Genomic DNA, 26,219 nt, shown 5'->3' on the forward strand with positions numbered 1-26,219 from the left:
TTCACTTCAACTCACCATAACGATGCTCCTGAAAGTAATCGGGACAAGTGATGCCTCGTTTCAGTAAAGCCTTGTTTTATTGCACTTTCAATGTTCACGACGAAGTGCTAATGCATAATCCGGGTTCAATTATTTTTTCTTCTTTTTACCGAAAAGGCCTTCGATGGCGTTTTTTACGTTATCATCTTTCAGGATATCCTTCACCACTTTTTCGGCTTCCTTTTCCAACTCCTTACCCACTTGCTTTTTAGCTTCGGCAAGATCGAGACTGAGTTTTGGATCTTTGGCGGTACCTTTAACAATAACGTCCACCATCACATCATCACCCGAGGTAGAAAAACCACCCCCCAGAAAACTCATAGCACCTGCTATGTCCTTGCGAGAAACGGGTGTTTTAACCACATAATTTAAAGATTGGTCAAACCCCTGCTCCCCACTTACCTCTATCCTACTTCCAAATACCTTTGCCGTAAAAGGTTCAACAATTATTTTACCATCTTTCATGATAAAGTTGATATCTAAATCCTCGGCTTTCATTTTACGGTATTTTTCCTTTTTAAGCAAGTCAGCCATGTTATTCAGCACTTTGGAATTGCTTACCTCAATAGCTTTCGATTTCAGGTTTCCACCTCCGGTAATGGAGGCAATCACTGGCATCATCTCTCTGTCTAGTAAGCTATTGTATTTAAAGTCGGCCGAAAATTGCCCTTTGGAGCTCTTGGCAATAGGCATTAATGAGTCGATGATACTAAACGAATTGGCTGTTTTGGTTATATCGATATTCCCTGCATCAAAAATAAAATCGACAAAAGGTTTCTTCACATCTTGCGTGTTGTACTCCCCGGCCATCTTCATCTCGCCATCCAGCAGCTTCATGGACATTCCGTTTAATACAACTCTCCCATCTTTAACCGTTATCTTACCTTTCGTATTATTGATCGTTAACTTATCGTATACTATCTTTCCAAAAGATGATGTGAACACAAAATCTATATTTTTGGGCACTTCAAAAAGCTCGAGGGCAGTAGTGTCTTCCGCTGCATTAGCTTGTTCCTCTTCAAACCCTTCCAAAAATTCGTTTACATCTAATAGATGAGACGAATGCATTAAGGAGCCTTTGATCGTTTCATCTTTAAATAGGTATGGCAAATAGTTCTCTATTTTACCACTCAAGTCAAAATCCGATCTCCCAACGTTACAAACAAACTTATTCAAGGCTATACTTTTCGGGCTAAACGTCATCAAGGCCTCACTAATAGTAACTTTGGGTAAACCGGTGCTTGTATACTCAAAGTCGTCCAGTTTCATTTTACCATTCACCTGAACCGATTCATAATCTTCTTTTTCGATCATCTCCATATTACCGTCCAAAGTCACATCGGCATCCACAACACCTTTAATGTCGAAGCTATCCATTGGAATGGCATCTTTCAATGATCCCAAATCGATTACACCGACCATACCTCCTTTAAACCGGGCATTGCTAACGGGTGTTTTCAGTAACAAGGAAGCATCAAAAGGATTTTGACCCAATTCGAAATGGAACTTCTCAATATTGGTTACCGTATTATCCGGTGATCCTCCGGGATTATTGACCACAACATTAATATTGATGTCGTTGATAGATTTTGGCAGATCGGGATATTTGATTTGACCATTATTGACTTTCAATATAGCGTCAAAGGCCGGCAGGTTATCTGTATCTTTATAAATACCTTTTGTTGTAGCTTCCAGCGTGAGGGTCCCTTGAGTCTGGACACCTTCCAAATCGGTTAAAAATTCTTTGGGAACCAAGGCCAACAAGGATTTAAATGTAGTTTCTTTGGCCCCCAACTTCAGATCCAGATGATAGCCTTCGTCCAGCATTCCCACATGACCGTCAAATCCAAGATTAAGATCGTTCACCATCAAATCATTTTCCTCAAAGGTAAATACCATATTGGTCATATCAGCCAAAATACCCGCAACCAGACTTACCTTTACCTGGTTAAGATATTTGGTTTTTTCCATGCTCACGTTTACGGCCTCAATGGAACTTTCCAACATAAGGTTGGTCGTGGCAGCCGACATATCACCCGAAAGATTTAAATGTAGGTTGTGGATGGCTGCTTCCAGGTCCATCGTTTCGTCCACATAAGTGATGATGGCATCTTTTACTTCAAAACTTTTTAACCTGATGGTAAAATCACTACTTTCCGCGTCCGCAGTTTCTACTTCTTCTATTTCTCCGGTAGCCTTATAAATATCCCAATTTACCGTGGAATCGGCCAATACTTTGGCATGAATCATCGGTTTGTCCAAAAGAATATGTTCTACCGACAAACTTCCACCCATGGCGCTCATCAAATCCGCCGACAACGCAAATTCATTTAGGTACAGCAGGGTATCATCCTCAAATTTATCGACCCCAACAACACTTAACCCGGACATCCCCACCGAGATATTCGGAAAATCTTTTATCAGTGAGAGGGAAAACTTTCCCCAATCTACCTTCGCAACAACTTGATTATTCACCTCTTCCTTAACTAACCGTTCAATTTTACCCTTAAAAAACAGGGGGGTAACCATTAATAATATAAGGATAAAGAGGACTATTCCACCTGTGATTTTTAAAAACTTCTTCATATATACTGAGTTGTTTATTATTCTATTTTTAATAACGGTTGTACTTATTAAAATTGCATAACCAAAGTTAAACAATAATACTTATCATCTATAATTGAAATTTGTTTTAAACTATAATTAATAAAACCGGCATGGCCGGGCCTTTAAAAATTTAACACCGGCAGTTTTCTATCATTCCGCGGAGCAGGTTATGCTGGTCCATTCCCGAAAAATCAGGCCGGGCTCAAATATTGTACGTCGACACGAATTTTTAAACATATAAAACTTGCCTAACGCTCAAGCAAAAATCAGACAAAATATGAATATTTCAAAGTAAAGTTCAAAAATCAGTATTCAGACTAAACATTTGTTTGACTGATTGCTTAATTAAAATGCATACTTTTATATTCGTGATCGCATTAATAAAACGGACCGTTAAGCCCGGGTTATGTATCAGAGGTAGGTAATGGGCATTTAAAATACCATAATATGCAAATAGATAAGAATCACGTAGAAAAACGCGAAAAATCGTATGATGATATTTTAGTGGCCAACAAAGCTTGGGCTAAATCAATGACCGATAAGGACAAAGATTATTTTAAACGTCTGGCTTTAGGTCAGTCCCCGGATTATCTATGGATTGGTTGTTCAGATAGCAGGGTACCTGCCGCCGGGGTTTCCCAAACAGATCCCGGGGAACTCTTTGTTCACAGAAACATCGCCAACCAGATTATCACCAACGACTCGAACCTTATGAGTGTTATTAAATACGCCGTTGACTATCTGAAAGTAAAACATATTGTTGTTTGCGGCCATTATGGTTGCGGTGGTGTAATCGCAGCCATGGAAAAAAACAACGATGAATATCTGGGTGACTGGCTCTCGAGCATTAAAGATGCGTACAAAAAATATAAAGCCGAGATAGAAGCGATTGATAACGAAAAAGGAAGAATCAACCGTATGTGTGAAATAAACGTGGAGCGGCAAATTGAAAAACTAGCTTCCACATCTATCGTTCAGCATGCCTGGGACAAAGGACAAGAGCTTCAATTACACGGCTGGATATTTGAAATTGAAACCGGCCTGATTAATCCACTTACCGATATATTGTCCAACCCAAACCAATGACATAATTTGACTGTTTCGCAGTTTTAACAAGCAAATCCATTCGTTAAATTCGCGTAATGAATGGATAAAAAAAAAGGATGCTCCGAAGTTAATCAGAACATCCTTTTATATTGTAGATACCGGGATTATTACAAACCAGCCAGGTAATCGTTTACGTTCTTTTCGATGCGAGCGATCACGTTGCTGACATCTTCCTTAACGAATTTATCTCCTGTAATACTTTCGTATAATTCAATATAACGCGCGCTGACCTGGTTCACAAACTCTTCTGTCATTTCCGGCACCTTTTGTCCTTCTTTGCCTTGAAATCCATTCTCCATTAACCATTCGCGCACAAATTCTTTTGATAACTGTTTTTGATTTTCACCTTTATCAAAACGTTCCTGGTATCCATCTGCATAGAAGTAACGGGAAGAATCAGGCGTATGGATCTCATCGATTAAGTAGATTTTTCCGTCTTTTTTACCAAACTCATATTTTGTATCAACAAGTATGAGTCCTTTTTCTTTAGCCATTTCTGAACCACGCTTGAATAATTCCAATGAAATACGTTCCAGCTCCACGTAGTCTTCTTCTGAAACCAAACCTTGTTGAATGATTTCCTCACGCGAGATATTCTCGTCATGTTCCCCTTGCTCAGCCTTTGTTGTTGGCGTTAGCAAGGGTTCAGGAAAAGCCTGGTGTTCTTTTAAACCTTCTACCAATGGCACACCGCAAATATCACGGCCGCCTTCCTTGTATAAACGCCATGAACTTCCGGTTAAATAACCACGTACAATCATCTCTACCGGAAATGGTTCGCAATAATGACCTACCGTAACCGTTGGATCAGGAGTAGCCACCTTCCAGTTAGGAACAATATCAGAAGTCGCATCTAAAAACTTTTCAGCAATCTGGTTCAAAACCTGCCCCTTATAAGGAATACCTTTGGGCAACACAACATCAAAAGCTGAAATCCTGTCCGAAACCACCATCACCAAATACTGATCGTCGATGTTATACACGTCGCGAACTTTACCTACATAATGTCCCTTTTGCTTTGGGAAATTGAAATCGTTTTGAACAATTGCTTTACTCATTTCTCAAAAAATTATAATTTATTATTGTAAAAGTTTTTCCATGGCAGCAGCCTCCGGCTTCATCTCCAATCGCAAATAAATATTTTTCAAATATTTGACATATTTTTTTTCCGATGGATATTGTTTCCTTAAATCCTCAAAAAGCCCTTTGGAAACCCTGTAGTTAGCCGAAACCTTTTTCAAATCACGTTTCAGATAAACGTAGGCCGTATAGGTTTTGTTTTGGTTATACTTGGCCATTTCGCTTTGGTACCCTTCCTCGGCCATAGTATAATAGTACACTGCTTTCCATTCTTTGGCTTGATTATACGAAGGATTCTCGTTAACCAATTTACTACAGAAATCCAGTGCTTCTTTCTTGTTGCCAGCCTCCTCTAGCGCTGACAGATAAGCCATACTTTGCTCTTCGTTGGTGTTTTTTAACTTTGGGAATGTACTTAAAATAGCATTATTGTCCTTCTCATTTAAAGCAATGTCAAATTGCGCTTTGGTAAGATAGTCTCCCTCACCATTCTCATTTAAAAAACCGGAATATTTGCTTAAAACCGAACTTAACATCCTGTTGTCGCCCAGCCCTTTTATACTCCCTATATAGCCTTTTACGCCTTTCAGGGTAACGCTATCGTTCAGTGCCTGCGAAAAATAGCCAGCGGCACCATCAAAGTTTTTTAGCCTTGAAGCACAATCGGCAGCCTTAAGATATATATCGTGGGGGACCTTTATGTTGGCCATGTTATAGTTGCTAATTAGTGCAGATAGCTGGTTGTACGCTTGAGAATAGTTTTGACTATCATAGGTAGCCATGGCAGCCACTTTAGAAGCATCTAATTTTTTTACAGGACTACAACTATTTAATACCCCTAACATTACACTTGCAACAATAAAACCCTTAAATAATCTCATAAAAATATGTTTAAAATTTTAATAGCGTATTTTTATATAGTTCTAGTACTTTCTATTGCCGCAAAGATAAAAAAAAGCCTATTGGAAACCAGTCTATTTAAGATTTAGGCGTGTTTTTTTTCGGCATAGCGTATGTAATTGTAAAATTAAATTCTATTTTTGTCAGCGCAAAATCAAAGCCACATACGCACACACGGGATTAGCTCAGCTGGTAGAGCACTGGTCTCCAAAACCAGGTGTCAGGAGTTCGAGTCTCTTATTCCGTGCCAACAAAACTTGGAGAGGTGACAGAGTGGCCGATTGTGCACGCCTGGAAAGCGTGTGTACCCGTGAGGGTACCGGGGGTTCGAATCCCCCCCTCTCCGCAGAGTAAATCACAAATTACACCAAAAGTCTGTAAATCAAACGATTTACAGGCTTTCTTGTTTTTGCACAGTACAAATAAATGCATTTAAAACCACTAGAAACGTGAACTCTCCGGTGACCTATTCACCACTCCCAATTAGGTCACCAGAAACACTGTAACAAACTGAATTAATACACACTAAACAACACTAACTTTAGAATTTTATTTTGAATTCAACTCATTTTTTCGTAACTTGGGTGAACTCTTTTAGGCATTTATTTATAATCCGAAAGTAAATCGGTCATTGTCTATTCAAAATCGTTAGTATATGAGCTCTTTTTCAATACTAAATATATATTATCTTATAAGAAAGAATAAAACCAACAAACACGGTGAGGCTCCTATATACATGCGCTTAGTTGTAGATCAGGAAAGGGTCGAAATTGCTACAGGTAGATATATTATTCCAACAAACTGGGACAGTAAATTAAACAAGGCATTCCCTAAAAAAAAGGGCGGAGTTCAAACCAATCAGTTTTTAGATATTCTTAAAGCTCAAGTTTTAGAACATCATACCCAGATGATAAAAAATGGCGAACACATTACGGCAAAAACACTTAAATCAAGATTTCTTGGCATAGAGGAAAATAAAAAAACACTCATTGAAGTTTTTGAATATCATAACAAGCAAATATCAGAATTATCTGGAATTTCATACTCACCTGCAACAATACAAAGGTACGTTACAACTCTTGATCACATTAAAAAGTTTATCCACCACCAGTATATCCAAAAGGATATAGCTTTAAATCATATCAAGTATTCTTTTATTACGGATCTGGAACATTATTTTAGAACCGTCCGTAAGTGCAACAATAATACGACTTATAAATACATCAAAAATTTCAAAAAAGTAATCAACATTGCAGTTAAAAACGAATGGCTGGATAAAGACCCTTTTGCAAAATATAAGACCTCCCTTGTCGAAGTAAAAAGAGAATTTCTGACCAAAGAAGAATTGAAAAAACTAAGGGAACTTAAAATATCTATTCCTCGGTTAGATATAGTCAGGGATTTATTTGTATTCTCTTGTTATTCAGGCTTAGCATACATTGATGTTGCCAATCTAACAATGGATAATATCAGAAAAGGTATAGATGGTAACTTATGGATAATTACCCAACGCCAAAAAACCAAAGTCCCTTCAAATGTTCCTTTGCTACCACACGCATTAGCTCTCATCGAAAAATATAAATTTTATCCTGCAAAGAAAACGGAAGACCATGTTCTCCCCCACCTCAGTAATCAAAAATTAAACGCATATTTAAAAGAGCTTGCCGATATTGCCTCTATTGACAAAACACTAACCTTTCATATAGCCAGGCATACCTTTGCCACAACTGTAACACTGGCCAATGGTGTGCCAATTGAATCTATCAGTTCAATGTTGGGTCATAAAAATATAAGAACAACCCAAATTTATTCTAAGGTGATCAACGAAAAAGTCAGTCAGGATATGAATGAGTTGAGGAAGAAGATTTTGTAATCATACATGACCTCTACAAAATCATTGGTTCATTTAAAACCGAGATAGACAAAGGTTAAATACATCCAGGATTTAACAATTTAATAATCATTCATTTATTAGTGCATTTATCTTTTCTTTTGCTGAAAGCATATCATGTTTAACTACTAATTTTTCATAGTACTTTCTTCGAATAACTTCAATTGACATATTTAGAAACTCTACATTTTTAAACGTTTCTTTATTTGTAGTAATAAAATCTTCTAGACATCCAATAACTACCTCAAAGTTATATTGCGATACCAGCGCAAGTTCTTCAAGACCGCCAACAACAAACCTTAAGAGATTATCAAACTCATGATCGCACTTAATATTTTCGTTATAAGATAATTCCAGCAATTCTTTAAATTGAGGCAAAACTGCTATATCTTTGTAATATGTAAGGCTTTGTCCATTTTGACTAAAAGGATTACGGTTAGTTTTCTTGATCCAATTAATTGAGCGGATTAACCCTTCAATTTGCCCAGTAGATATTAATAGTTTGTTAATTTCACATTGAACATCAATATTGTAGGAAGTTGAATCAATTTCCAACAAATGATTAATTACAAACTCTTTCTTGTTAAGTGTTAATAACTTCCTTAAAAGATAAAGACGTAAATTAATCTCAAGTCGAGAACTGCAATTTTCAAGCAATGAAATATCAATATTGGATTTAATTAATAAATCAACAATGTTATTCTTCTGATAATACTTCCCTTCCATTGTCACCAGGTCTTCGACTATAGTTCCATAGCAAGTCTCTAGATTATTTATTAAGGCATACTCAACATGCGCTTTATAAGTTGAGAAGTCATCAAGCGTGTGCTTTGTTAGATTATCTATAATCCGGCTATCAACAAGGCTCTTATCTTCAATATTTTCAACGATATAATCCAAAGAAATAGTTTCTAAACCAATTGTGTCTCCAAGAGTAAAGGACAACATATCGAGCAAAATATTTGTTTTACAGTTAAAAGAGAACTTACACATAAAAAAAGTAAGGTAGCATGAATAATCATTAATTGTAAAGCTACCGTCTTCATTATGGGTAATTGCCTTTGTAAAATCTACCGTTTCTATATTCTTATCGTACCAATTCTTAATAAAAGCTATTTGATACTTTTCAACTTCTAAATTCTTGTGATTTTTAATGTATTGATATAATTCACCTATAACCATATTTTCATAGGCTCCTTCATTTTTAGGAAACCAACTTTTGACTTCTGTTTTTTCAACAGGTGTGGTGAATTCTCGTATAAAATCCAATGCAGAACCAACATATAACTCCTCTAAATCAACCCTTCGGTTGTTTCTTCTTACTTCCCAAAGCTCATCTTCCGTTAAAACGTTTTTGTCACCAAAAACTCTTAATACTTCTATTTGGAATGCACTAAAATCAAATAGAAGATTAAAAGAATCCTGAACTCGTTGTCTATTTACTGAATCCCAGTCAATTCGTTCAGTAATTGGAATTTCATAACCTGACAGTTCTTTAACTTTTACCTTAAAGGATTCTGCCAAGTCAACATTTATATTGTAGATATCCCAATATAACCTATTAATAAAATCATCGCCTAGTTTTTTAGTAAGCACTGTTACAAAATCAGCTTCTGTAATTAAACCCGCAAGTTGAATATATGACGTATACTTACCTTCTCCCTCATTAAAGGAATCCAAAACAGAATAAAATGCCATGTCTCTGGTTCCCGTTTGAGTGAAAAAACTAAGAACTATACTAAACTGAAGAGAATGGTATCGTTTAGAATGATGCTTCATAAATTGAAACACATCATGGTAGATAGATTGGTCTTGGTTAAAAGCATCAACGCAATTTGAGATTATACTCTCATATAATTCCTTACTATCACTTGAATGTTCCAGAAAGTTGTGTTCTATGCAATATGCTATTATATTTTTTAAAGCTTTAGGAGATTTAAAAAGCATAATGCCCCTTTTTAAACTTAAGTCTTCATCAATCAATCTTACATGACCTCTTTCCGGATGTCCTTTTTTAAGTAAAGTATATCCTTCGAGGAAATATTTTACATGTTTTTCAAAATCAACACCTTCTGCGAGATAACTATACATTGCAGCACGTATATTTCTGGACTTTTTATGCTTAACTAATTCGAAGATTTTATACTCAAAGGTTCTATCTCTAAATTTAAAGTTGGTAATTGTACGAATAACAGAGTAAGCAAAATTATGATCATTAATTTTTTCTTCAAGTAAAGAAAGAAGGTTCTCTTTTATGGTTGAAATAGAAGGATATTCATCTAATGTAAAACCTCGCATAACATAAAGTGCGTTCATCCTGTTAATTCGGGGTTCATCGCAATCCATTGCTATGCTTAAAATATAATCTATTGATTCGTTAGACTGCCCAAAATAAGCTAAGTTGGTATCATTAAATTTATTGGAGTCAATCCATATTTTTTTACCTCTGTAGTATTCAAATATCTGTTTAAATATTTCTTTCCTGATTGAAGGAGACAATTTCTCCCTTTCAACGTTCACAAGGACTTCCGAATCATTTTGTACCAACCAATTTATTAGTTTCTTAAAAAGTATTCCTTCGGAATTAAGAATACTTATTAATTGTGCTACCGTATTAAACCAAGTAGGCAATACTTTATCTAGTTTCTTGTGAGATATAAACGACTTTACTGTTTCAAAATCTTGTTGCGATAAAAGTTCTGCACACAAAAATTCTTGAAAATAATTATGTTCGAATTTCCATCTGTTGCCTGTTGCTTCATCTTTTGTGAATACTGTACAATATTTGATTAGTTTAAATTCATTTGTTTCACTTATCAACTCTCTCAAATCTTTTTCCTCAATAACGCGGACTCCTGCAGTCTCCATTGCTAATGAAATTTTTCTGAGCAATGATAATGCTTTATACTTTTCATCCCTTAGTTCCATCGTTTCCTCGAAATGAACACTATCCCAACTAAATCTGGATTCTATGAAATCTCTAAACAAGTCAGTTCTTTTTAATTGCTGCTTAGGCACATTGGGATCATATTTTTTTAAGATAAGCTGTAAGAAAAAGGGGTTAAAAGCAATGTCTTCTAATTTATTAGAATAAATAGTATATATAAACTCCTCGCCGTTAAAAGGATACCGTTGATCTACAAAATCCTTAACATCCTTAACACTAAGTTCCTGCAGAAAAAACTCCTTATATCCTCTTATCGTTCCTTCGCCTGTATTAATTGATAAGTCATAAAAATTTGTTCTGCAGCTTAATACAATCTTAATTTCTTTATGCTTTTTTGAAAAACTGGCTATTCTTCTTTTGGCCTTATTCAATTCCGAAGGTTCAATTTCATCAAAACCATCAAGGAATAGTACAATTTGATCTTGTGGCACTTCAGTCCAATGGTCAGGTAAGATATCCTCTATTGAATCTTCTGAAGTATATGTATTGAGTGAAATAAAAATAGGGTAATACTCCCCGGATTTAACTAAAGCAATTGCGGTTTCTTTTAGCTCGATAGATTTCCCCATTCCTGCACTGCCTAGTAGAACTATGCGAGATTCTACTTTAATAATATCTTGCAAAGTTATCCTTTGCTTACCCTCTGTATTTATTGAAATATTATTTAATTCTTTTTGATCAGTTGCGCTCCTCGGAATGTATACTTCTGCTCCATCGATTTGCTTTAAAAAACAACCAGGGGCTTTTCTATTAGTACTTGTTTTAGAAGTCGTCTCTGATAATGGAAGGAAGTTTTCGGGCGACTTCAATCGTAATTCTTTAATTGCGTCAATAACAATTGCTTTAAGCTGCTCTTGTGCATTAATTAGAGAATCAACTTTTTTATTTAAAATTATGTTTTCACTAACAAAATGTTCAAAATAACAATCTATAAGCAGATAGTAGGCATTACTTTTCATTAGTTCCTCTTTAAAAAGATCTAGCAGTAATTTAATGTTATTATCTACCTCCTTATCTAAAGACTTTCTAAGTATGACCTGAACTAGCTGTTCCTTGCGGTTAGAGAGGTGAATTAATTCAGATTTACGTGTACTTTCATTTTTGGTCCATTTGCGTACTGCTTCCTCATAGGCTTTTTCAATCTTGTCAGACATCGTGTTATCTCCCGATAACTTTTTAAGTAGTTTTTTTCCTCCATCAGTTACGAAGCTTACCAGAAGCCCAGTTATAAATGATTTTAAAGTTTCGCCAGTTAGGATAGTTTCGATTAGCATAATATACTTATTTCTTAGGTGGGTTAATCTGCCAATAACCTCTGGTTCCTTCTTTTCTTTCTAAAACACCTTTTGACTTTAAGGCTTCAACATGTTTATCTACAGCAGAACTACTTTTTATATTCAGCTCTTTAGCAATTTGGGTTATTGAGATTTTATTATTTTGCTCAATTAATTTTAATACATCCAATTGTCGAGGCGTTAATTCAATTGACCCACCTATTACCCCACCTATTGACCCACCTTCTTCATTAACTTCATCTTGCTCAATTTCTTCCAAGAAATCAGGATGAATAGGCAGTTCGCATACAAAATATCTTCTATCAGGTTCATCGGTATCGAATAAAGGCTTTGGGGAGCCGTTATTTTTCATACCTCCGTAAATGGTTGGTAGACCGGTTCCTCTACCTTCGGTCAGTTCAAGTTCTTTAAGAAATTCACCTATCCTTCGGTTGCGGTAACGTCTGGTTCTTATACTTCTTCCTTTTTCAAAGTCGGTTTGCTTTAAAGAAGGATCAACCCCATTGTAACTGATTATTTCTATAGCTGTTGGTAAAACCCTTACTTCAATGGGTTCTCTGAGTTCGTAGTTGCGATGATATACAGCATTGGCCAGGGCTTCTTCAAGTGCATCGTAGGGAAAGTTCTGAATCCGGTCGGCTTCTGCTCTATCGGCATATTTAATCACCTTTCCTTTAATTACATTGGCTTTTAGGTAAGATAGTGCATCAGTCAACTGCTTCTGAATGGGACCATCAAAGGTCTTCTCTTCGAATTGCTTGGCTCCGGCACCTTCGGGAAATTCAACTACATCAATCTGAACTGCCGGAAAAAACTTTTTAGGATTATCTGAAAACATCAACAATCCTACATTTTTAGGAAAACGATGCTCTTCGGCTCCCTGACATAGATTCATGGCCTCTGCCAGCTCCTCTACTTTCATTGTGGCACTTTCGCTGTGCAATTTACTTTTTGTCTGATATAAGTGCTCACGCATCAGGCCAAAGTCCAAATCATTGACACTGGCATGAGTATTAACCCTGTCATCAAAAGGTATCTTGGCGGTAAGTTGAATCAATTCAGATTCCTGTTCTTCGTTAGGAATAACAGTATTTGAATTCACCCTAATACGAAAGTTGTATGTTTTATGCTTTTTTACCTTAACATCATCTGGTACTTTGTAAGGACGGTTACTACCCGCAGGAACCCAAATCACCAATACATGTTTACCATCAATTTCTTCCAATGACAGACGTGGCATGTAACCTGGTTGAACAAGGTTGCTATAACCTACCATTTCTTTCTCCACTTTCTCCAAAGCATCAGGATTAAATCCCAAAACTGGACGAACAGGTTTGCCATTTTCTTCTTTTACCCCAACTATAATATATCCGCTTCCCTGATTCTCAAAATCATTGGCAAAAGCACATACTGTTCGCATAATGGTAGTTGGGTTCCAATCCTCCTTAAACTCCATTCTGCTTCCCTCTACCTTTTTTCCGGATAGTAATTCTTCTATGCTGGTTAGTATGCTCATTGTTTTATTCTTTACTCAAACAACTTCTGAATTAACCATGCAGCCAATAAAACTCCTCCAATGGTAATGGCGGCTTTAATTAAGTCATCCGTATTTTTATTACTTATAAAGTCCTTATATTGTTTTTCTGTAATATGCCCATTTTCATACATGATAAGCATGTAATCCTTAAGGTCTTTGGGGCTTGCCTCTTTATTATCAATCTTCTCTTTAAGGTCAAGCAAACGTTGATATTCAATATTTTTCATTTACTTGTTCTTTTTGTTTTAATGCACTAAGTATTGCAGGGATTAACTCTTTCATTTGATCCCCAACTGTATCAATTACTTGCTGTTGCAATTCGTCCTTCTTTTTTAAATCAGAGATTTGTAACTCCAAACGATGAACTTCTTTTTGCAGTCCTTCTGCCCTATCTCTAATATATTCTTTAAGTTTATGTCGTGTACCCAAAAAAGAAGCTAGAATACCTCCTGCCATCATTATTAAATAAACAACATCTTTTAATCCAAATTCCATTCTATAAAAACTTTAAATTTTCTCTTCAACAGCTTCTTCTTTCTCTTTCTTTATTTTAAACCATTCATTACTAATATTACAATTCTCACTGTTTGGGTCAGGATTAGCTCTATTTATTTTTACTTGTAGTGGCATTGGAACACAATTGCCAAAAATTAAAGCCTCCCCTGGGACAGCTTGTTTAATTTTTGTTGAATAATCATCTGAATAATATGGTAATACTGAATAAATATATTTCATATCTACTTCGTTCTGAATCCTGTGAATTATATAGTTACCGCATTGAGATAATACTGTACTGGATAACTCAGAAGGTCTCTGAGATGAAATAAGCAAGTATAAAGAGAACTTACGCCCTTCTCTTGCAATGCGCTCAAATATATTCTCCTTCAAAATATAGTCTGCATCCTTCTTTATATATCTATGTGCTTCATCAAGAATCAAGTGCACCGGGGATTTTCTTCTGTCATCACCTCGTTTACTTTTCCTAAATTCAAAAATCATCCGACTAACTACACTAGTCATTAACTCCAAAACATCATTACCTACCTCACTCGAATCAATCAATACCAACTGATCAGAGTCATTATCTAATTTTGTTGCCAAATGATTTTCTAGATATTCTATACTATCCTTGAATACAGTTGAATTATCCCTCATGAAATCACAATCAGGGTTATGAAGAAAATAATCTAAACGACTTAACACTGTTGATGTAAATTCTCGAATTCTTCCATTACCTCTTGCTTCTTCTTCCAAAAGAACTATATCTACTGCAGTTTGCAAGAAATTATAATCGAAATATTCTCCAGGTCTTAATCTTTCACTATCTGTTTGTATAGCAAGAATTTCATCTATTTGTTTAAATACAGTTTCGTCATGAGTATCTATTACTTCGGTGTCATATCCAACTATATTCCCTCTTTCCCTTCTTGGTGAAACACTAACAAACTTATCTGTCTCACCTTTTATGAAATTCGGTAGTGCATGAGAAAGAGAATCATTGTTGCTACCAAAGCTTATAAGACATAGGTCATTACACGTCTCCAAGAAGTTCATAAGGTCGTTATGCAATTCTTCGTCTATTTCTCCATTAAAATCTGTATAAGTTTTCTTAATCTGAGTAATAGCTCCTTTAGCAGCGGTCATTTTTGTTGTATCGCTATCAACCTGTGATAAAATATTTAATAAGATATTGCGAACTTTCCATTTAATGTAATTAACAAATTTTTTTGTCTCCTTTGTTCCTTCGTCAGGATTGAAAATTTTGTAAAATTTAAAACATTCCTGTAATACCCGTTCCCAGAAAGGCTTCTGAGTTCTTTCTGATGCCATTAGAAACGCTAACCATTCATCCAAATTCATTAAATAATAGGGAAGTAAAAATGAACCATGCGAATCTGCATTTGTATTTGGTTTAAGAAATGAAGTTCCAATCTCTTCAAATAGCCCACCATAAAAAGCTCTATGGTATTCTCCATTGACATCAAATAGAATAGTTTTAGCACCATTTGCATGATTAGCTTCTTTTCTATACACTTCTTGCAATATATGAGCAATCGTATTTGATTTGCCACTACCACTATTGCCTAATACAGCTGTATGAATATTAAATAACTTATTAATATTGAGATTGATTTTATAGTTAATCATGTTCTTGCTTTTACCAATCTCAACTTCTTGATGTACTCCTCCCTGTATTTCTTCTTTTAGACTGTTAACTGGAGATAAGATTGCTTTTATATCCTCTATTGTTACAATACTAACATCACTATATATTGACGGAAATATACCAACCCCCATATTGAAATCATTTCCTTTAGTAAGAGTTCCTATGGGTTTAATTACTAACTCTCTTGAGCTATCTAGATTATAATTCGAGAATACTTTACTATCCAAATTATTGTCAAGAACAGCAATAACTTCACAAATAATGTTGTCACCAGTTGGATTAATGGTCTTTAAGTAACTGCCTATATTTCCAAAATAATACACCTGACCATTTAAATTAACAGTGGAGTTTCTCGTTTCGTGAAATAATTTTACTCTAAACTTATCGTATTCTACCGAAATAACCTTTCCAATTTTCATTTTGATAAGTTTTTATGGTAAAACTGTATAAATTCGGTTAAAGAATCTTCCGCTTTTGTTGTGTCAATATTGGGTAGTAATTCATCTACTATAAAATTGAAATAATGAATAGGTTGTGAATACTTTTTTCCTGAACTTTCTTCTCGTTCAACCTCACCATAAATACGGTAAATCCTATTATCTTCAATTTTGGTAATTGCCTTGTCCTCAATATCATTTAATACTACTACACTAATTGTGGAGTTTGTTGCTAAAGCCTGGTATATAACATTATTGATGTGCTCATCACTAAAACTATATCCGATGACGAACAATACACTATGCGGCTCCAACAATTTCCTCTGAAACTCACGGAATAGCTCAACATAAGGACTTCCCAAACTTTTATTTTGCTTGGTAGGCGTTGGGTAAATTAAAACATTATTGTTTTTTCTATCTGGATTATTTATCTCCTTTATCTTGAAATAAGTATTTGAATTCTGATTATCTTCAATCCAATTTATTGAACCATGAATTTTATACAGGTAAACCATATTTTCAACAGGTTCAAATTTACCTATACTTGTATCCATTCGCTTAGAAAAGGTATAATTGAAAAAAGCTGGATTAAAAAACTTATTCAAACCTCCTCCAAACCCATTTATGTAATTGATATTTAAACTATCTAATGCAGTTTCATTAAATAAGTCATTATTGGTTGTAAAAATATTTAGCCTTGATAAATCCTTATTTCTTAACGCAAGTCTACGATAGAAGTTTTGGTAAACATTGAGCGTCTGATTGTAATGAGCATCCTTTTCAGAGACATTAATGTTATTAAATATCTCAGATTCCATAGCTTCGATAAGTCTATCGCATATTCTTATCTTATCAAAAACTTTACTGTTATCAAGGTAAATTTTATGTGAATATAAAATTCCTAGTATATCCTCAAGGTTACTACTATCTTTAACTCTCTTCTTAATATGTAAATACTCTTCTTTTATTACTCGTTCTGCTTTACTAATCCATTCAACTTTTTCATCCACTTTTTCAGCTAATCCTTTCATATTGGGAATAGCAGGACAACTAGTCCCAGAACCAATTAGAAAATGAATATTTTTTAAATTGAAGAGCTCATTAAGTTTTTCTTTTATACTATTGAGAGCGCTTCTATCGAAACTGTCGCCAGATTCGAATTCTGATAATAAATCATTTTGTCCTTGAAAAAAGTTAATGTTGCTCATAATTGATTGTTAGTTTGATGTTATTTAACTCCTACCTCCCCTGAAATCAACTTTGGCAAAAGTGAATCTCTTAGTTTGGTTAAAATATTTTAGATTTTACTTTATGGATTTTACTTGTTTCATCACTTTCTTTCTTTGCCTATTACCATATATAGTTTTACTAATAAATTAGTTTTGGTCATGCAAATCGACTAAAACCAATACATCTCAAATTAACATCAAATAGAAAATATTTAATGCAATGTTGTAAAGTAGAATATCCTCTACTAAAATTCAAAAATCTAGATAAAGATAAATATAATATGACTAAGAGCTATAGATTATAGTGGTAACAGTAGGATCAGAACTAACAATATCACTTATATTCTGACAGTTATCAACATATAAAAAAACTCTAATTTAGATTATTCTTTTATTTCGGTATGGTAGACTGAGATATCACAAAGTTAGCGAGGCGAGCCAGACATACCAATCCGATAACGAACTGCAGTAGCAAGTAGACTACGGCATAGAGGCATCACGTTCAAATTGACATCCTCCCAAAACTAAGTGCTTAAGATATCTTCTTTACCATATTATCCTGAGACAGTTTTTTAAAAAACTAAGTGTGAACTAAAAGCGTTTTCATAATGATACAAATCATAATTTATACCTTTTTTTAGGTTTAAAAGGAGCTCACACCCCCAATATATACTCCGACGACTTCTGCCCTGCACTAGCCGCATTCACAATCCACTTTTCATGCTCATTAAGGACTGACAGCCAGTTATGGATATAGGCAACATTTTCTTTGATAGTAGTTTCATGAATGCCACAATGTCCACATAAGTAAGATGCCGAGAATTCTGCTATTAATTCCTCGTAACTCAATTCATGATCATCACTGTGATTGACCTCTGCAATGCCTTTGCGGTTTAACCTTGACGGATGCCCTACGCTGTGGCTCGCCTCGTGGAAAAGTACGCTAAAAAACGATTCTGGGTTATCAAAACACTTTGGTTCCGGAATATGAATCTGGTCAGTGGCCGGATAATAATATGCATCGTTTCCTCCATAGAATATTCTGGGACCATCCTTATATCCTTTTATGATGTCTTCCGCTCTTTGAATCCTATCAAATTTAAGTTCGTCTATATTTTCTACAAGACCCACAGGTTCATAATCTATTCCGGTGGTCTGGGTGATATTAAACACCTTGTAATACCTGAAGATATACGTTCTGTCTAACTCGATGTTGCCATCCTTATCTTTTATCTCATGGTCGACAGGTTTCCAGAACACCACAGGAAAACTCTTTTCGCCTTTAATAATTTTGCCTCCCAAGGATTTAATTTGGTTGAACGTTAAATAATATGGTTGCTCGAACCTGTTCAGCAACAACACAAAGTTGATTCCCTTATAAGGAATCCTTGATATAAAGTTCTGCGGTGGAACAAAATCGCCACTTCCATCAAAGTTTTTCCATGGTTTGCGCCAGGGAACTATACCGTTTTCAAATTCCTCGATAATTCTTTCGTTGATAATCTCATAAACCGATTTTGAAGCTTTCATAAGTAACACCGCTGCCCTGCGGATTTATTTTGGCATGTGGCCCGCCATTGGTTTATGGCAGGCTACATTGAGCAGAAAAGAAATAAGTCAAGGGGTTTATGTCATTCCGTATTTTCGGAATGAACAAATTCGAAGGACAGTGCAACCGCCCCTTTACTATTTCTTTTTGCGATGAATAAATTGCGGTAAACCATGGACGGGACGGTAACCAAAAGAAGAACTAGTAGTCCCAAAGCTTTATTGGATATAAGCATTTGCAGAAACAAAAAATGCCAGGCTATCTTGCAAAACAAAACAACCCGACATAACTGAATTTTAGAAAATTATGCGAATTTAGAATATTATATTCAAAGTATAAAACCCTAGTATCTAATTTGTTTACCTTTTGACTTGTTAAGCCGCTTTCTCTTACTCCTATCATACCTTTGCCGGTAATTTCCTTTGCGCCAATAGTTCATCAGCTCGAACAAAAACTGTCGGTTGATCCTTTCCATTAGGCTTATGTTTTGCATTTGATGAAACTCATGGGTTTGCTGCTTTTGAGGACTGTTGACAGCCCGGTTTAACAGGTATTCGAAATGCGATTCCAGTGCTTTTTTAAGCTCGTTTTTGGCGTTCTTGTCAAGCTTTGATACAATATTATACTCCTCGCTTATGCTTAAATCAAGCGCTTTTAAGCTGATCTTGTTGTTTTTCGAATCGTTGTTGATTATTGATTTCTCCTTGTCTAAGAGGGCTTCAACCAGGTTTCTGTTATTGGTTAGCAATTGGTCTGTATAATCCCTGACAATTGCATAAAACCCGTCATTGCTTAAAACAAAACCCTTTAATCGTATACTATATTTCTTAATCAGGAACTGTGCATCCACAACGGTTTTGTCATTGGGAGAAAAGATATTGTAGTTTCCGTTCTTGGAGACTTGATAAGGGATAAGGTTGTTTCTCAGAAAAGTTTTCCGAAGTTCCTGTTCGGTAAAGAATCTATATTCTTGAATCAGTTCCTTAAGTACCTGCTTTGTTTTATCCTGTAGCGTTTTTTGAAGTTCTTGATTCTTTTCAATTTGTGGTTTGTCGGAAAAATCCAAGTCTGGTCTTTCTTTAAAATCAGATACTTTGATGGAATGCCGTAAGGAATTTCCTTCCTTATCTTTTACCAATACAACCTTTCCTTTCCCGCTTTCGTAAAGCTCAAGATTAAACGCTTTCAGAATATCTTTATATTCCTGTGCTGATGATATGTTTGAGCTGTTCAGTATTTTAAAGACCTCCTGTACCGATGCCATCAAGTCGGGACTTTGTGCATTGGGTATCAGGTTAACCGAATCGTTTTTCTTTTGGGTATTGTCCAGGTGATATTTTTGCGCCAACTCTTGGATAAAGCTATTGACCTTTCGTTTTTCGTTGCTGTCACTGATTTTTTTGAGTGTATTTACATCTATTCGGGTGCTTACAATATGAAAATGGGTTCGTTCTATATCCTCATGTTTATAAATAAAATAAGGTTGATTTTCATAACCCAATCTTTTCATCAGCCTGTCCATTTCATTCCGAAGGTCGTTCCCGGTCATTTTTAGCAGGTCACCTTTTGTTGGATTAACAGAAATATGCAGGCATTTGTTTTTGACCCTAAGGTTCTTGTCCTCAATATTCTTCAATAACTGAAACCTAAAATCTTTTGAGTAGACAAAAGCGTTGGCGGCGTTGGTGTTTCTGCTATGGAAAAATTTGGCATGTTTCTGCTCCACTTTTTTTTCGTTGTATTTAAAGGCTGCCAAGGTATCTTCGGCCTGGTGCAAAACAATAACCATTCTCCCATAATTTATAAGTTCAGTAGCTTTAAGTGTTTCTCCAAGGCTTTCCTGCAAAGTTTCAGGAGCTCATAAGATTCCTCTAACCTAATTTTGTCTGTTTCTCCCAACATATAGGTATTGTAAGCATTGAGCTGGTGGGCTATCTGGTTCATATTGCTGCCCAGTTTTGCCAGTTCATAATCCAGTGATTTGAATATGGTTTTAAAATCCTTGTCAATCTGAATAATCTTTACCTCCCTTTTTTTGAGCAGATGGAAACGGACAAATTCACTAAAGGTGGAAAACCTTTCCTTTTTGTAATGTTCCATGATTTTGGTTCTATCCTCCTGTGTCATCCATACATTAATCTGGGCAGTGTGCTTTGATTTATTTTCTTTTTTTGGTCTCATGGATGCACGTTATTGAACAGTCAGCTATTTTGTTTTTTGGAACCCCGTAGGGCAAGAACCCGTTTTTTATATAAAAAAACACATCTTGCATTTTTAAAAATTGAGAAGTAACCAATAAGATATTTTACCGGATATGGAGACGGAAAAAGGAAAAGGGAACGGGTCCCTTTCCTTTGAAAAATCGCTTAAAGTATATTTAAACTATACCTTTACCCCTTTGCCTTGTTTTTGGGTTTCGGACTGCGTCTGCTTTTGGGCCGGCGCCTTTTCCTGCTTGAAATTTGTAAAACCGATATTCCTTGCGGCAGGGTCAACCTGCAATGTGGCAGAGAAGACCTTATCGTTTCTTCCGGTCATTCCTTTAAGCTGGATCTTCTCCCCGTTTAGGAGTTTCTCTTTTTGGGATGCGCTCAAGGTTACCCCTTTGATGGTATCGTTGACCTGTATATTCCTTTGCTTAAGCGGGATAACCTCGTTGGTTTTGGCATCGATACCGATATAGTATTTATCCTTCTTGCCGTTGAAATCCTGCAGCTCGATGGCCTTTCCGATATTGCGGTCTTTGAGCAGGGATTTTTTCTCTTCCTCGGTAAAGGTATGCCCCATGTAACTATCCGGTATATGAAGGCGCTGGATAGGGTGCATTCTTACTTTCATCTCACCCTCTTCCTTCTGCAGGCGTATCTTGGCAGGTATCTTATAGTTCTCGCCGTTAATATTGGCATTGACCGTGTAAAGCTTCTGCGAACGGAAACCGTTCAGAAAATCGTTGAGCTCTTTTTGTTCCATCTTTTGGATGAAATCTTTTTTGATGCCTACCTTTTCCAGTTTTTCGAGGGGCACCTCGTCCAGTTTGTAACGCGTTTTTTGTTCCATGACATTTGATTTTGAGTTAAACATTGATGTATCATCAGTATTACCCATGCGAACGGATCCGTTTTCCGCAGATGGATTGTATATCGTTGTATATTTCTGTCCTGCGATCTTCCAGGTATCTTTCCTTGTTCTTGAAAGTGTAATATTGGGGCATCGGCTGCAACCTCCCTTCTTCCCTTCTTACCTGTCCCGTATCTATATCTATCAGGGCATTGAAGTTTTTAATCTTCAGTTGATCCGAAAAACTATCGGCCACCTGACCTACCATATGACCCTGCGGCAAGGTGGCTATCTTACCTTCGGGCACCAGGTAATCCAGTTGGGTAGATACCGTTGAAGATTGGGTATTGCGGTTGATACTGACCGATTGGCGTTCCTGCAATACCTTGCCCATCCTGCTTTGGATATATCGGGCCGTTTCACCTGTTGCCTGGCCGCTGAACACGTTTCCGATGTTGGTAAGGACCGCGTTGGCCGATTCCTTTCCATAGTCCCTTATCAGTTGGTCGATGGTCTGCACACCCAGCAAGGTCGATATCTTGTTGCTTCGTGCCGTGGCTATCAGGGTATCCAGTCCCCTGAAATAGATGGTCGGCAGCTCGTCGAAAATCAGTGATGAAGGGTGTTGCCCTTTTTTGTTCATGATTTTGAGCATACGGGTGATAAACAATGACAATACAGCCCCGTACACCTCTATCCGCAACGGATTGTTGGCCAGGCACAATACCTTGGGGGATTTGGGATTGTTGATATCCAGTGAAAAATCGTTGCCCGAGCATATCCAATAGATTTCGGGAGTGATGATTTTCGAGATAGCAATTTTCAGGCTACCCAGCTGACCTTCCAACTGTTCGTTGGCTCCCCGCTGATGGGCATTGATAAAAGGGTTGATGATATTGACCACATCCTGTTCCGTCTCCATGACCTCAAACAGGTCGTCATAGTCCAGCTGCAGCATTTCGATGGCATGGGGAAGCGTGCAAAACCTGCCTCCATCATATCTTTTGAGAAACCAAATCACCGCTGCCAGAAAGGTAACCGCCGATTCAGAAAAGAACTCGCCTTGTTTCCTGATCCAGGTTCGGTTCAGGTTATACAATATTGTTCGGGAAGCCTCAAAAGCATCCACGGGACTGTCCATCAGTTCGGGCAATAGCGGATTGCAACGCTGGCTGAACCTTACATCGTCCAGGTTGATGACATTAAACTGTGTGTTTTTAGGAAGAATCCCCTTTTCCCTTTCTTTGAGATAGCGGTTATAACATAGCTGTGACAGGTCGGGAAACTTAAAATCGTACACGCACATGGTAAATCCCTTTTTCAGATGCTGTCGGATAAAAGGTTGCACCACCCCAAAGGATTTACCGGAACCCGGCGTACCGATGACCATGCTTGCCCTAAACGGGTTGACAACATTTATCCAGCCCGCCCTGTTCTTTTTCTGGTTCCGGTACTGCGTTTTGATATTAACCGACCACCTGTTCTCGATGCGTTCCTCCTCCTGGACAAAACTTTCGTTTCCCTCGTTAAAACGATCCTTCATCAGGTTGACATTTATGATTTTGGATACGTTGTCAAAACCCACATTGATAAGCACAAAGGACAAAACCGAGATAAGCATATATACCAAGGTATATTGTGGATACAATAACAGGCTTGCCCAATAGAGCATTAGTCCAATGACAATTTGTAAGACTATTTTGGAAACATTGAGTTTTGGCTTTTTCTGGGCTTTGGTGCCCATACAGGTGACAAGCAGGATCAGCAATGTCGTAAGCTTCGAATAAACGGTGTCAGACAAAAAGGTCAGAGCATTTAATCTCTCAAACAGGAAATCCAGCCCTTTCAGATAAAAGTCCCTTGCCACAAAGTAATCCAGACAGGTGACGTACAATGACACAAAAAGCAGCAGGTAACTCGCAAAGCGGAATGCTTCGTGAAGGCGTATCAACTGTGTTCCTTCCTGATGTGACATAACTTTGATTAATACTTGTTTATGAATACTGTTGGATACTAAAGGCTTTTTGCCCTAACAATGGGTTTGTTGGAGAAATTCAACTTCAAGTCCCTTCCGGTATATCCATTGGTGATTTCTTTCAGGCTTACCTCCACTTCTTTGTGTTTGGGTATCGTGAAAGTTTTAAAGACCATAACGATTGTTGCTTCATCGTTGGGTACAATCGACAATTCCCCATGCGAGGCATGTTCCGGTTCAATCAGGTATTCCTGCACATTGGCCGCCTTTTTCGGTTTCTTGTCGCGCATTAGAAAAGTGGGTACTCCTGTGATATAAATGATGTTGGAGTTGTTTTTGATATGAATTTCCACAAATAGGAGGTTATGCTTTACCTTGATATCGGTTAACGAAAACTGGATTTGTTGAGCATTTACCTTTTCAATACTTCTGCGTATTTTACGTTGTCCCAACTGTTTCATGCCTTCAAGGATTTTATCCAAGGGCAAAGAGGTACCGTAAATATCAAGTATCGGCTGACCTTTAAAACTGCTCAGTTTGTATTGCAAAGGACAATCCTTTTGATAGCCCACATCAAACGTGTAAAGCTTACCATCACAGACTAAGGATAATGAAGTAGTATCTTTAAAAACATTGCTAGCTTTTACCCTGACGATATTGGGATAATCACTCAGCGTTTCCGCTATGAGTTTTTCACCGTTTCCCACCTGGACATAACTGACAGCTTTGGGACAGACTATATGTACCACTTTGTTTTCGTTGACCGAAATATGATTGGCTGCTGCCGAAAGAAAAAAGAAGATCGATATGAATAAAATGGATAGTGTTTTCATGGATGTATTATTAATAAGTTTTGTGAATCAGTAATTCGCTTCGACCGCGTCGATTATTCGCTTCGGTTCCCGTATGACGGGACAGGCTGAACCGATTAGTCGTTTTTGAGGATCAGAACGGTGTTTTTTCGGAGGTATACTTTTTTAAGTCGTACCCTTTTAAACATGGATTTGGTGATATCGTTGGCGGCATCCATGCCCATGTAGGCCAATGGATTGCCCTGGGCTTGCAACATAACCGAAGCGTTCATGCCACCTGCCATGTCTTTATATACTTTCCTGGCCACATTATCGGGAACATATAGTCCCCGTATCCCGTCCAGGTCGTAGGCATTCAGGCTAACCGATAGGTATTCCCCTTTGCCCTGTATGCTATTGACATAGACTTGTAATCGTTCATTGTCGGTTTTGCAAATGCCGTAAATGATGGTATTGGCTTTGATGGTCTTTCCTTTAATCTGTACATCGCTCAGCAAACGCATCATGACCCGGTTGCCCGACATCACTTTGAAATCTTCTATGATCTGTGCTTTGATTAAGGTTGGATGATTTCTGACAGCTCTAAAACCCTTGTTGACCTTGGGGGTCACCTGATGATATTCTTCTCTCTGTTGCTGCTTTTTCCGCATTTGGAGTTGCAGCTGTTGTAATCGCTGCACCTGTCTGGTCAGGGAATCGTTGTGCAGGATCAGTTTCTCATGTTCGCCAAACATGCCCTCCAGTCCCTCAATGTCCATAACATCGGGATATCCGGCATAAGATGCCTTCTTTTTATTAGAGGTGCCTTTATTGTCCGTCCTCTTTTTTTGATAATGATTGGAGCTAGGTTTTTCCCTATTTTCACGTTGTCCAGTTGTTTGATGATTTTCTTTGGTATGGGTTTTGTTCCCTTTGGCCGGCTTTGGTTCCATCGCTTCCCTGGCTGCTTTCTCTTGTTTTTTAACATGATCCATCAGCACTTCGTTAACGTTCTTCCGGGGCACATCTTTGATTTTATGCGCCAGTGTCCTTGCCGAAACCGTATCCACATCCAGCTTGACCTCCCGAATGGGCTCCTGTGTCTCCATCTGGCGGTAGGCCTCCCGCTTGTCCATGATATCGATATTGCGGTCGGCTTCAGGCAGTTGATAGTTGGCCCCTTTTATCTTATCGGCTTCAATCATGTTCTGGCTTCCTGTACCCCCACCCATCACATAAAATATCAATATCAGAAAAGGAACAGGTAACAGGGGGAGTACAAACAGGCTTTTGTTTTCCTTAATTAACTTCATCATGAATCTGAGCATTTAAGAGTTGTTCAAATGAATCTACCGGAAGCTCAAAGGGGCTTCTGTTATTATCCAGGCTGTCGCTTTCCGAAATGCTTCCTTTCCCGGGCTGCCTGATTTTAGTATATCCGATATCGGGTTGACCTGGCTTTAAAAAGGTAATAACATAGAGTACAAACAGAAGGGTCAATATGCCAATCCATTTAACCTGCCTTTTTTTCTTGCTCAGCCCTTTGTCTTTTTCGTCGGCCCTGAGCAACCATTGTTTTATCTTTTCCTTCATTATCTTGGGATTAGTGGA

19 protein-coding genes and 2 tRNA genes are annotated in these 26,219 nt (G+C 37.1%); 4 read left to right on the top strand and 17 right to left on the bottom strand.

Annotated elements, in window-relative coordinates:
- Nucleotides 1–129 precede the first annotated feature (129 nt).
- Nucleotides 130–2,625 carry an AsmA family protein gene (locus ACT29I_RS20235; RefSeq protein ID WP_444794260.1) on the bottom strand — a complete coding sequence of 832 codons (2,496 nt, stop codon included), beginning with the start codon at nucleotides 2,623–2,625 and terminating at the stop codon, nucleotides 130–132.
- Nucleotides 2,626–3,093: 468 nt separating this feature from the next.
- Here ACT29I_RS20235 and ACT29I_RS20240 point away from each other — a divergent pair, with 468 nt between their 5' ends.
- Entirely contained in the window at nucleotides 3,094–3,732 is a 639-nt protein-coding gene (locus tag ACT29I_RS20240) for a carbonic anhydrase (protein WP_444794261.1), read from the top strand.
- Between the two features lie 128 nt (nucleotides 3,733–3,860).
- Here the strand turns inward: ACT29I_RS20240 and ACT29I_RS20245 are convergent, their stop codons facing one another.
- Nucleotides 3,861–4,811 carry a phosphoribosylaminoimidazolesuccinocarboxamide synthase gene (locus ACT29I_RS20245; protein WP_444794262.1) on the bottom strand — a complete coding sequence of 317 codons (951 nt, stop codon included), beginning with the start codon at nucleotides 4,809–4,811 and terminating at the stop codon, nucleotides 3,861–3,863.
- A 21-nt stretch (nucleotides 4,812–4,832) separates the two neighbouring features.
- The gene (locus ACT29I_RS20250) at nucleotides 4,833–5,714 is read right to left on the bottom strand and encodes a hypothetical protein (RefSeq protein ID WP_430933960.1); all 882 of its coding nucleotides are present in this window, start codon (nucleotides 5,712–5,714) and stop codon (nucleotides 4,833–4,835) included.
- A gap of 193 nt (nucleotides 5,715–5,907) precedes the next feature.
- On the opposite strand from ACT29I_RS20250, the gene ACT29I_RS20255 reads away from it, so the two are divergent.
- The 3 genes from ACT29I_RS20255 to ACT29I_RS20265 all read left to right on the top strand — a co-directional run bounded on the left by ACT29I_RS20255 (nucleotide 5,908) and on the right by ACT29I_RS20265 (nucleotide 7,606).
- Nucleotides 5,908–5,983, top strand: a tRNA-Trp gene (locus ACT29I_RS20255).
- Nucleotides 5,984–5,992: 9 nt separating this feature from the next.
- Nucleotides 5,993–6,079 (top strand) — tRNA-Ser (locus tag ACT29I_RS20260).
- A gap of 309 nt (nucleotides 6,080–6,388) precedes the next feature.
- Nucleotides 6,389–7,606: a site-specific integrase gene (locus ACT29I_RS20265; protein WP_444794263.1), complete on the top strand. Its 1,218-nt coding sequence runs from the start codon at nucleotides 6,389–6,391 to the stop codon at nucleotides 7,604–7,606.
- Between the two features lie 87 nt (nucleotides 7,607–7,693).
- Here ACT29I_RS20265 and ACT29I_RS20270 read toward each other — a convergent pair whose 3' ends face one another.
- From ACT29I_RS20270 to ACT29I_RS20335, 14 genes are all read right to left on the bottom strand, one after another.
- Complete coding sequence (locus ACT29I_RS20270; RefSeq protein ID WP_444794264.1) at nucleotides 7,694–11,845, bottom strand: NACHT domain-containing protein; 4,152 nt, start codon at nucleotides 11,843–11,845, stop codon at nucleotides 7,694–7,696.
- Nucleotides 11,846–11,852: 7 nt separating this feature from the next.
- On the bottom strand, nucleotides 11,853–13,382 hold the full coding sequence (locus ACT29I_RS20275) for an RNA-binding domain-containing protein (RefSeq protein WP_444794265.1): 1,530 nt from the start codon (nucleotides 13,380–13,382) through the stop codon (nucleotides 11,853–11,855).
- Between the two features lie 11 nt (nucleotides 13,383–13,393).
- A complete protein-coding gene (locus tag ACT29I_RS20280) occupies nucleotides 13,394–13,630 on the bottom strand; it encodes a hypothetical protein (protein WP_444794266.1) in 237 nt (78 codons plus the stop codon).
- Complete coding sequence (locus tag ACT29I_RS20285) at nucleotides 13,617–13,898, bottom strand: hypothetical protein (RefSeq protein WP_444794267.1); 282 nt, start codon at nucleotides 13,896–13,898, stop codon at nucleotides 13,617–13,619. Before ACT29I_RS20285 ends, ACT29I_RS20280 begins: the two co-directional genes overlap by 14 nt.
- A gap of 12 nt (nucleotides 13,899–13,910) precedes the next feature.
- Nucleotides 13,911–15,989 (bottom strand): ATP-binding protein, encoded by a 2,079-nt coding sequence (locus ACT29I_RS20290; RefSeq protein ID WP_444794268.1) that lies wholly within the window; start codon nucleotides 15,987–15,989, stop codon nucleotides 13,911–13,913.
- Entirely contained in the window at nucleotides 15,986–17,215 is a 1,230-nt protein-coding gene (locus ACT29I_RS20295) for an SIR2 family protein (RefSeq protein ID WP_444794269.1), read from the bottom strand. Before ACT29I_RS20295 ends, ACT29I_RS20290 begins: the two co-directional genes overlap by 4 nt.
- Before the next feature lie 675 nt (nucleotides 17,216–17,890).
- Nucleotides 17,891–18,766 carry an ArdC family protein gene (locus tag ACT29I_RS20300; RefSeq protein WP_444794270.1) on the bottom strand — a complete coding sequence of 292 codons (876 nt, stop codon included), beginning with the start codon at nucleotides 18,764–18,766 and terminating at the stop codon, nucleotides 17,891–17,893.
- Nucleotides 18,767–19,128: 362 nt separating this feature from the next.
- Nucleotides 19,129–20,574: a relaxase/mobilization nuclease domain-containing protein gene (locus ACT29I_RS20305; protein WP_444794271.1), complete on the bottom strand. Its 1,446-nt coding sequence runs from the start codon at nucleotides 20,572–20,574 to the stop codon at nucleotides 19,129–19,131.
- Nucleotides 20,575–20,585: 11 nt separating this feature from the next.
- Entirely contained in the window at nucleotides 20,586–20,966 is a 381-nt protein-coding gene (locus ACT29I_RS20310) for a plasmid mobilization protein (RefSeq protein WP_444794272.1), read from the bottom strand.
- A 201-nt stretch (nucleotides 20,967–21,167) separates the two neighbouring features.
- The gene (locus ACT29I_RS20315) at nucleotides 21,168–21,842 is read right to left on the bottom strand and encodes a DUF3945 domain-containing protein (protein ID WP_444794273.1); all 675 of its coding nucleotides are present in this window, start codon (nucleotides 21,840–21,842) and stop codon (nucleotides 21,168–21,170) included.
- A 40-nt stretch (nucleotides 21,843–21,882) separates the two neighbouring features.
- Nucleotides 21,883–23,817, bottom strand: a complete 1,935-nt coding sequence (locus tag ACT29I_RS20320) for a type IV secretory system conjugative DNA transfer family protein (RefSeq protein ID WP_444794274.1) — start codon at nucleotides 23,815–23,817, stop codon at nucleotides 21,883–21,885.
- Between the two features lie 38 nt (nucleotides 23,818–23,855).
- Complete coding sequence (locus ACT29I_RS20325) at nucleotides 23,856–24,650, bottom strand: DUF4138 domain-containing protein (RefSeq protein ID WP_444794275.1); 795 nt, start codon at nucleotides 24,648–24,650, stop codon at nucleotides 23,856–23,858.
- A gap of 95 nt (nucleotides 24,651–24,745) precedes the next feature.
- A complete protein-coding gene (gene traM, locus ACT29I_RS20330; protein ID WP_444794276.1) occupies nucleotides 24,746–25,924 on the bottom strand; it encodes a conjugative transposon protein TraM in 1,179 nt (392 codons plus the stop codon).
- Nucleotides 25,908–26,201: a hypothetical protein gene (locus ACT29I_RS20335; protein WP_444794277.1), complete on the bottom strand. Its 294-nt coding sequence runs from the start codon at nucleotides 26,199–26,201 to the stop codon at nucleotides 25,908–25,910. The genes traM and ACT29I_RS20335 overlap by 17 nt, the downstream gene beginning before the upstream one ends.
- Nucleotides 26,202–26,219 lie beyond the last annotated feature (18 nt).

Origin of the sequence: Saccharicrinis sp. GN24d3 (genome assembly GCF_052400645.1) — a bacterium.
In the GTDB taxonomy this organism is placed as follows: domain Bacteria; phylum Bacteroidota; class Bacteroidia; order Bacteroidales; family Marinilabiliaceae; genus Saccharicrinis.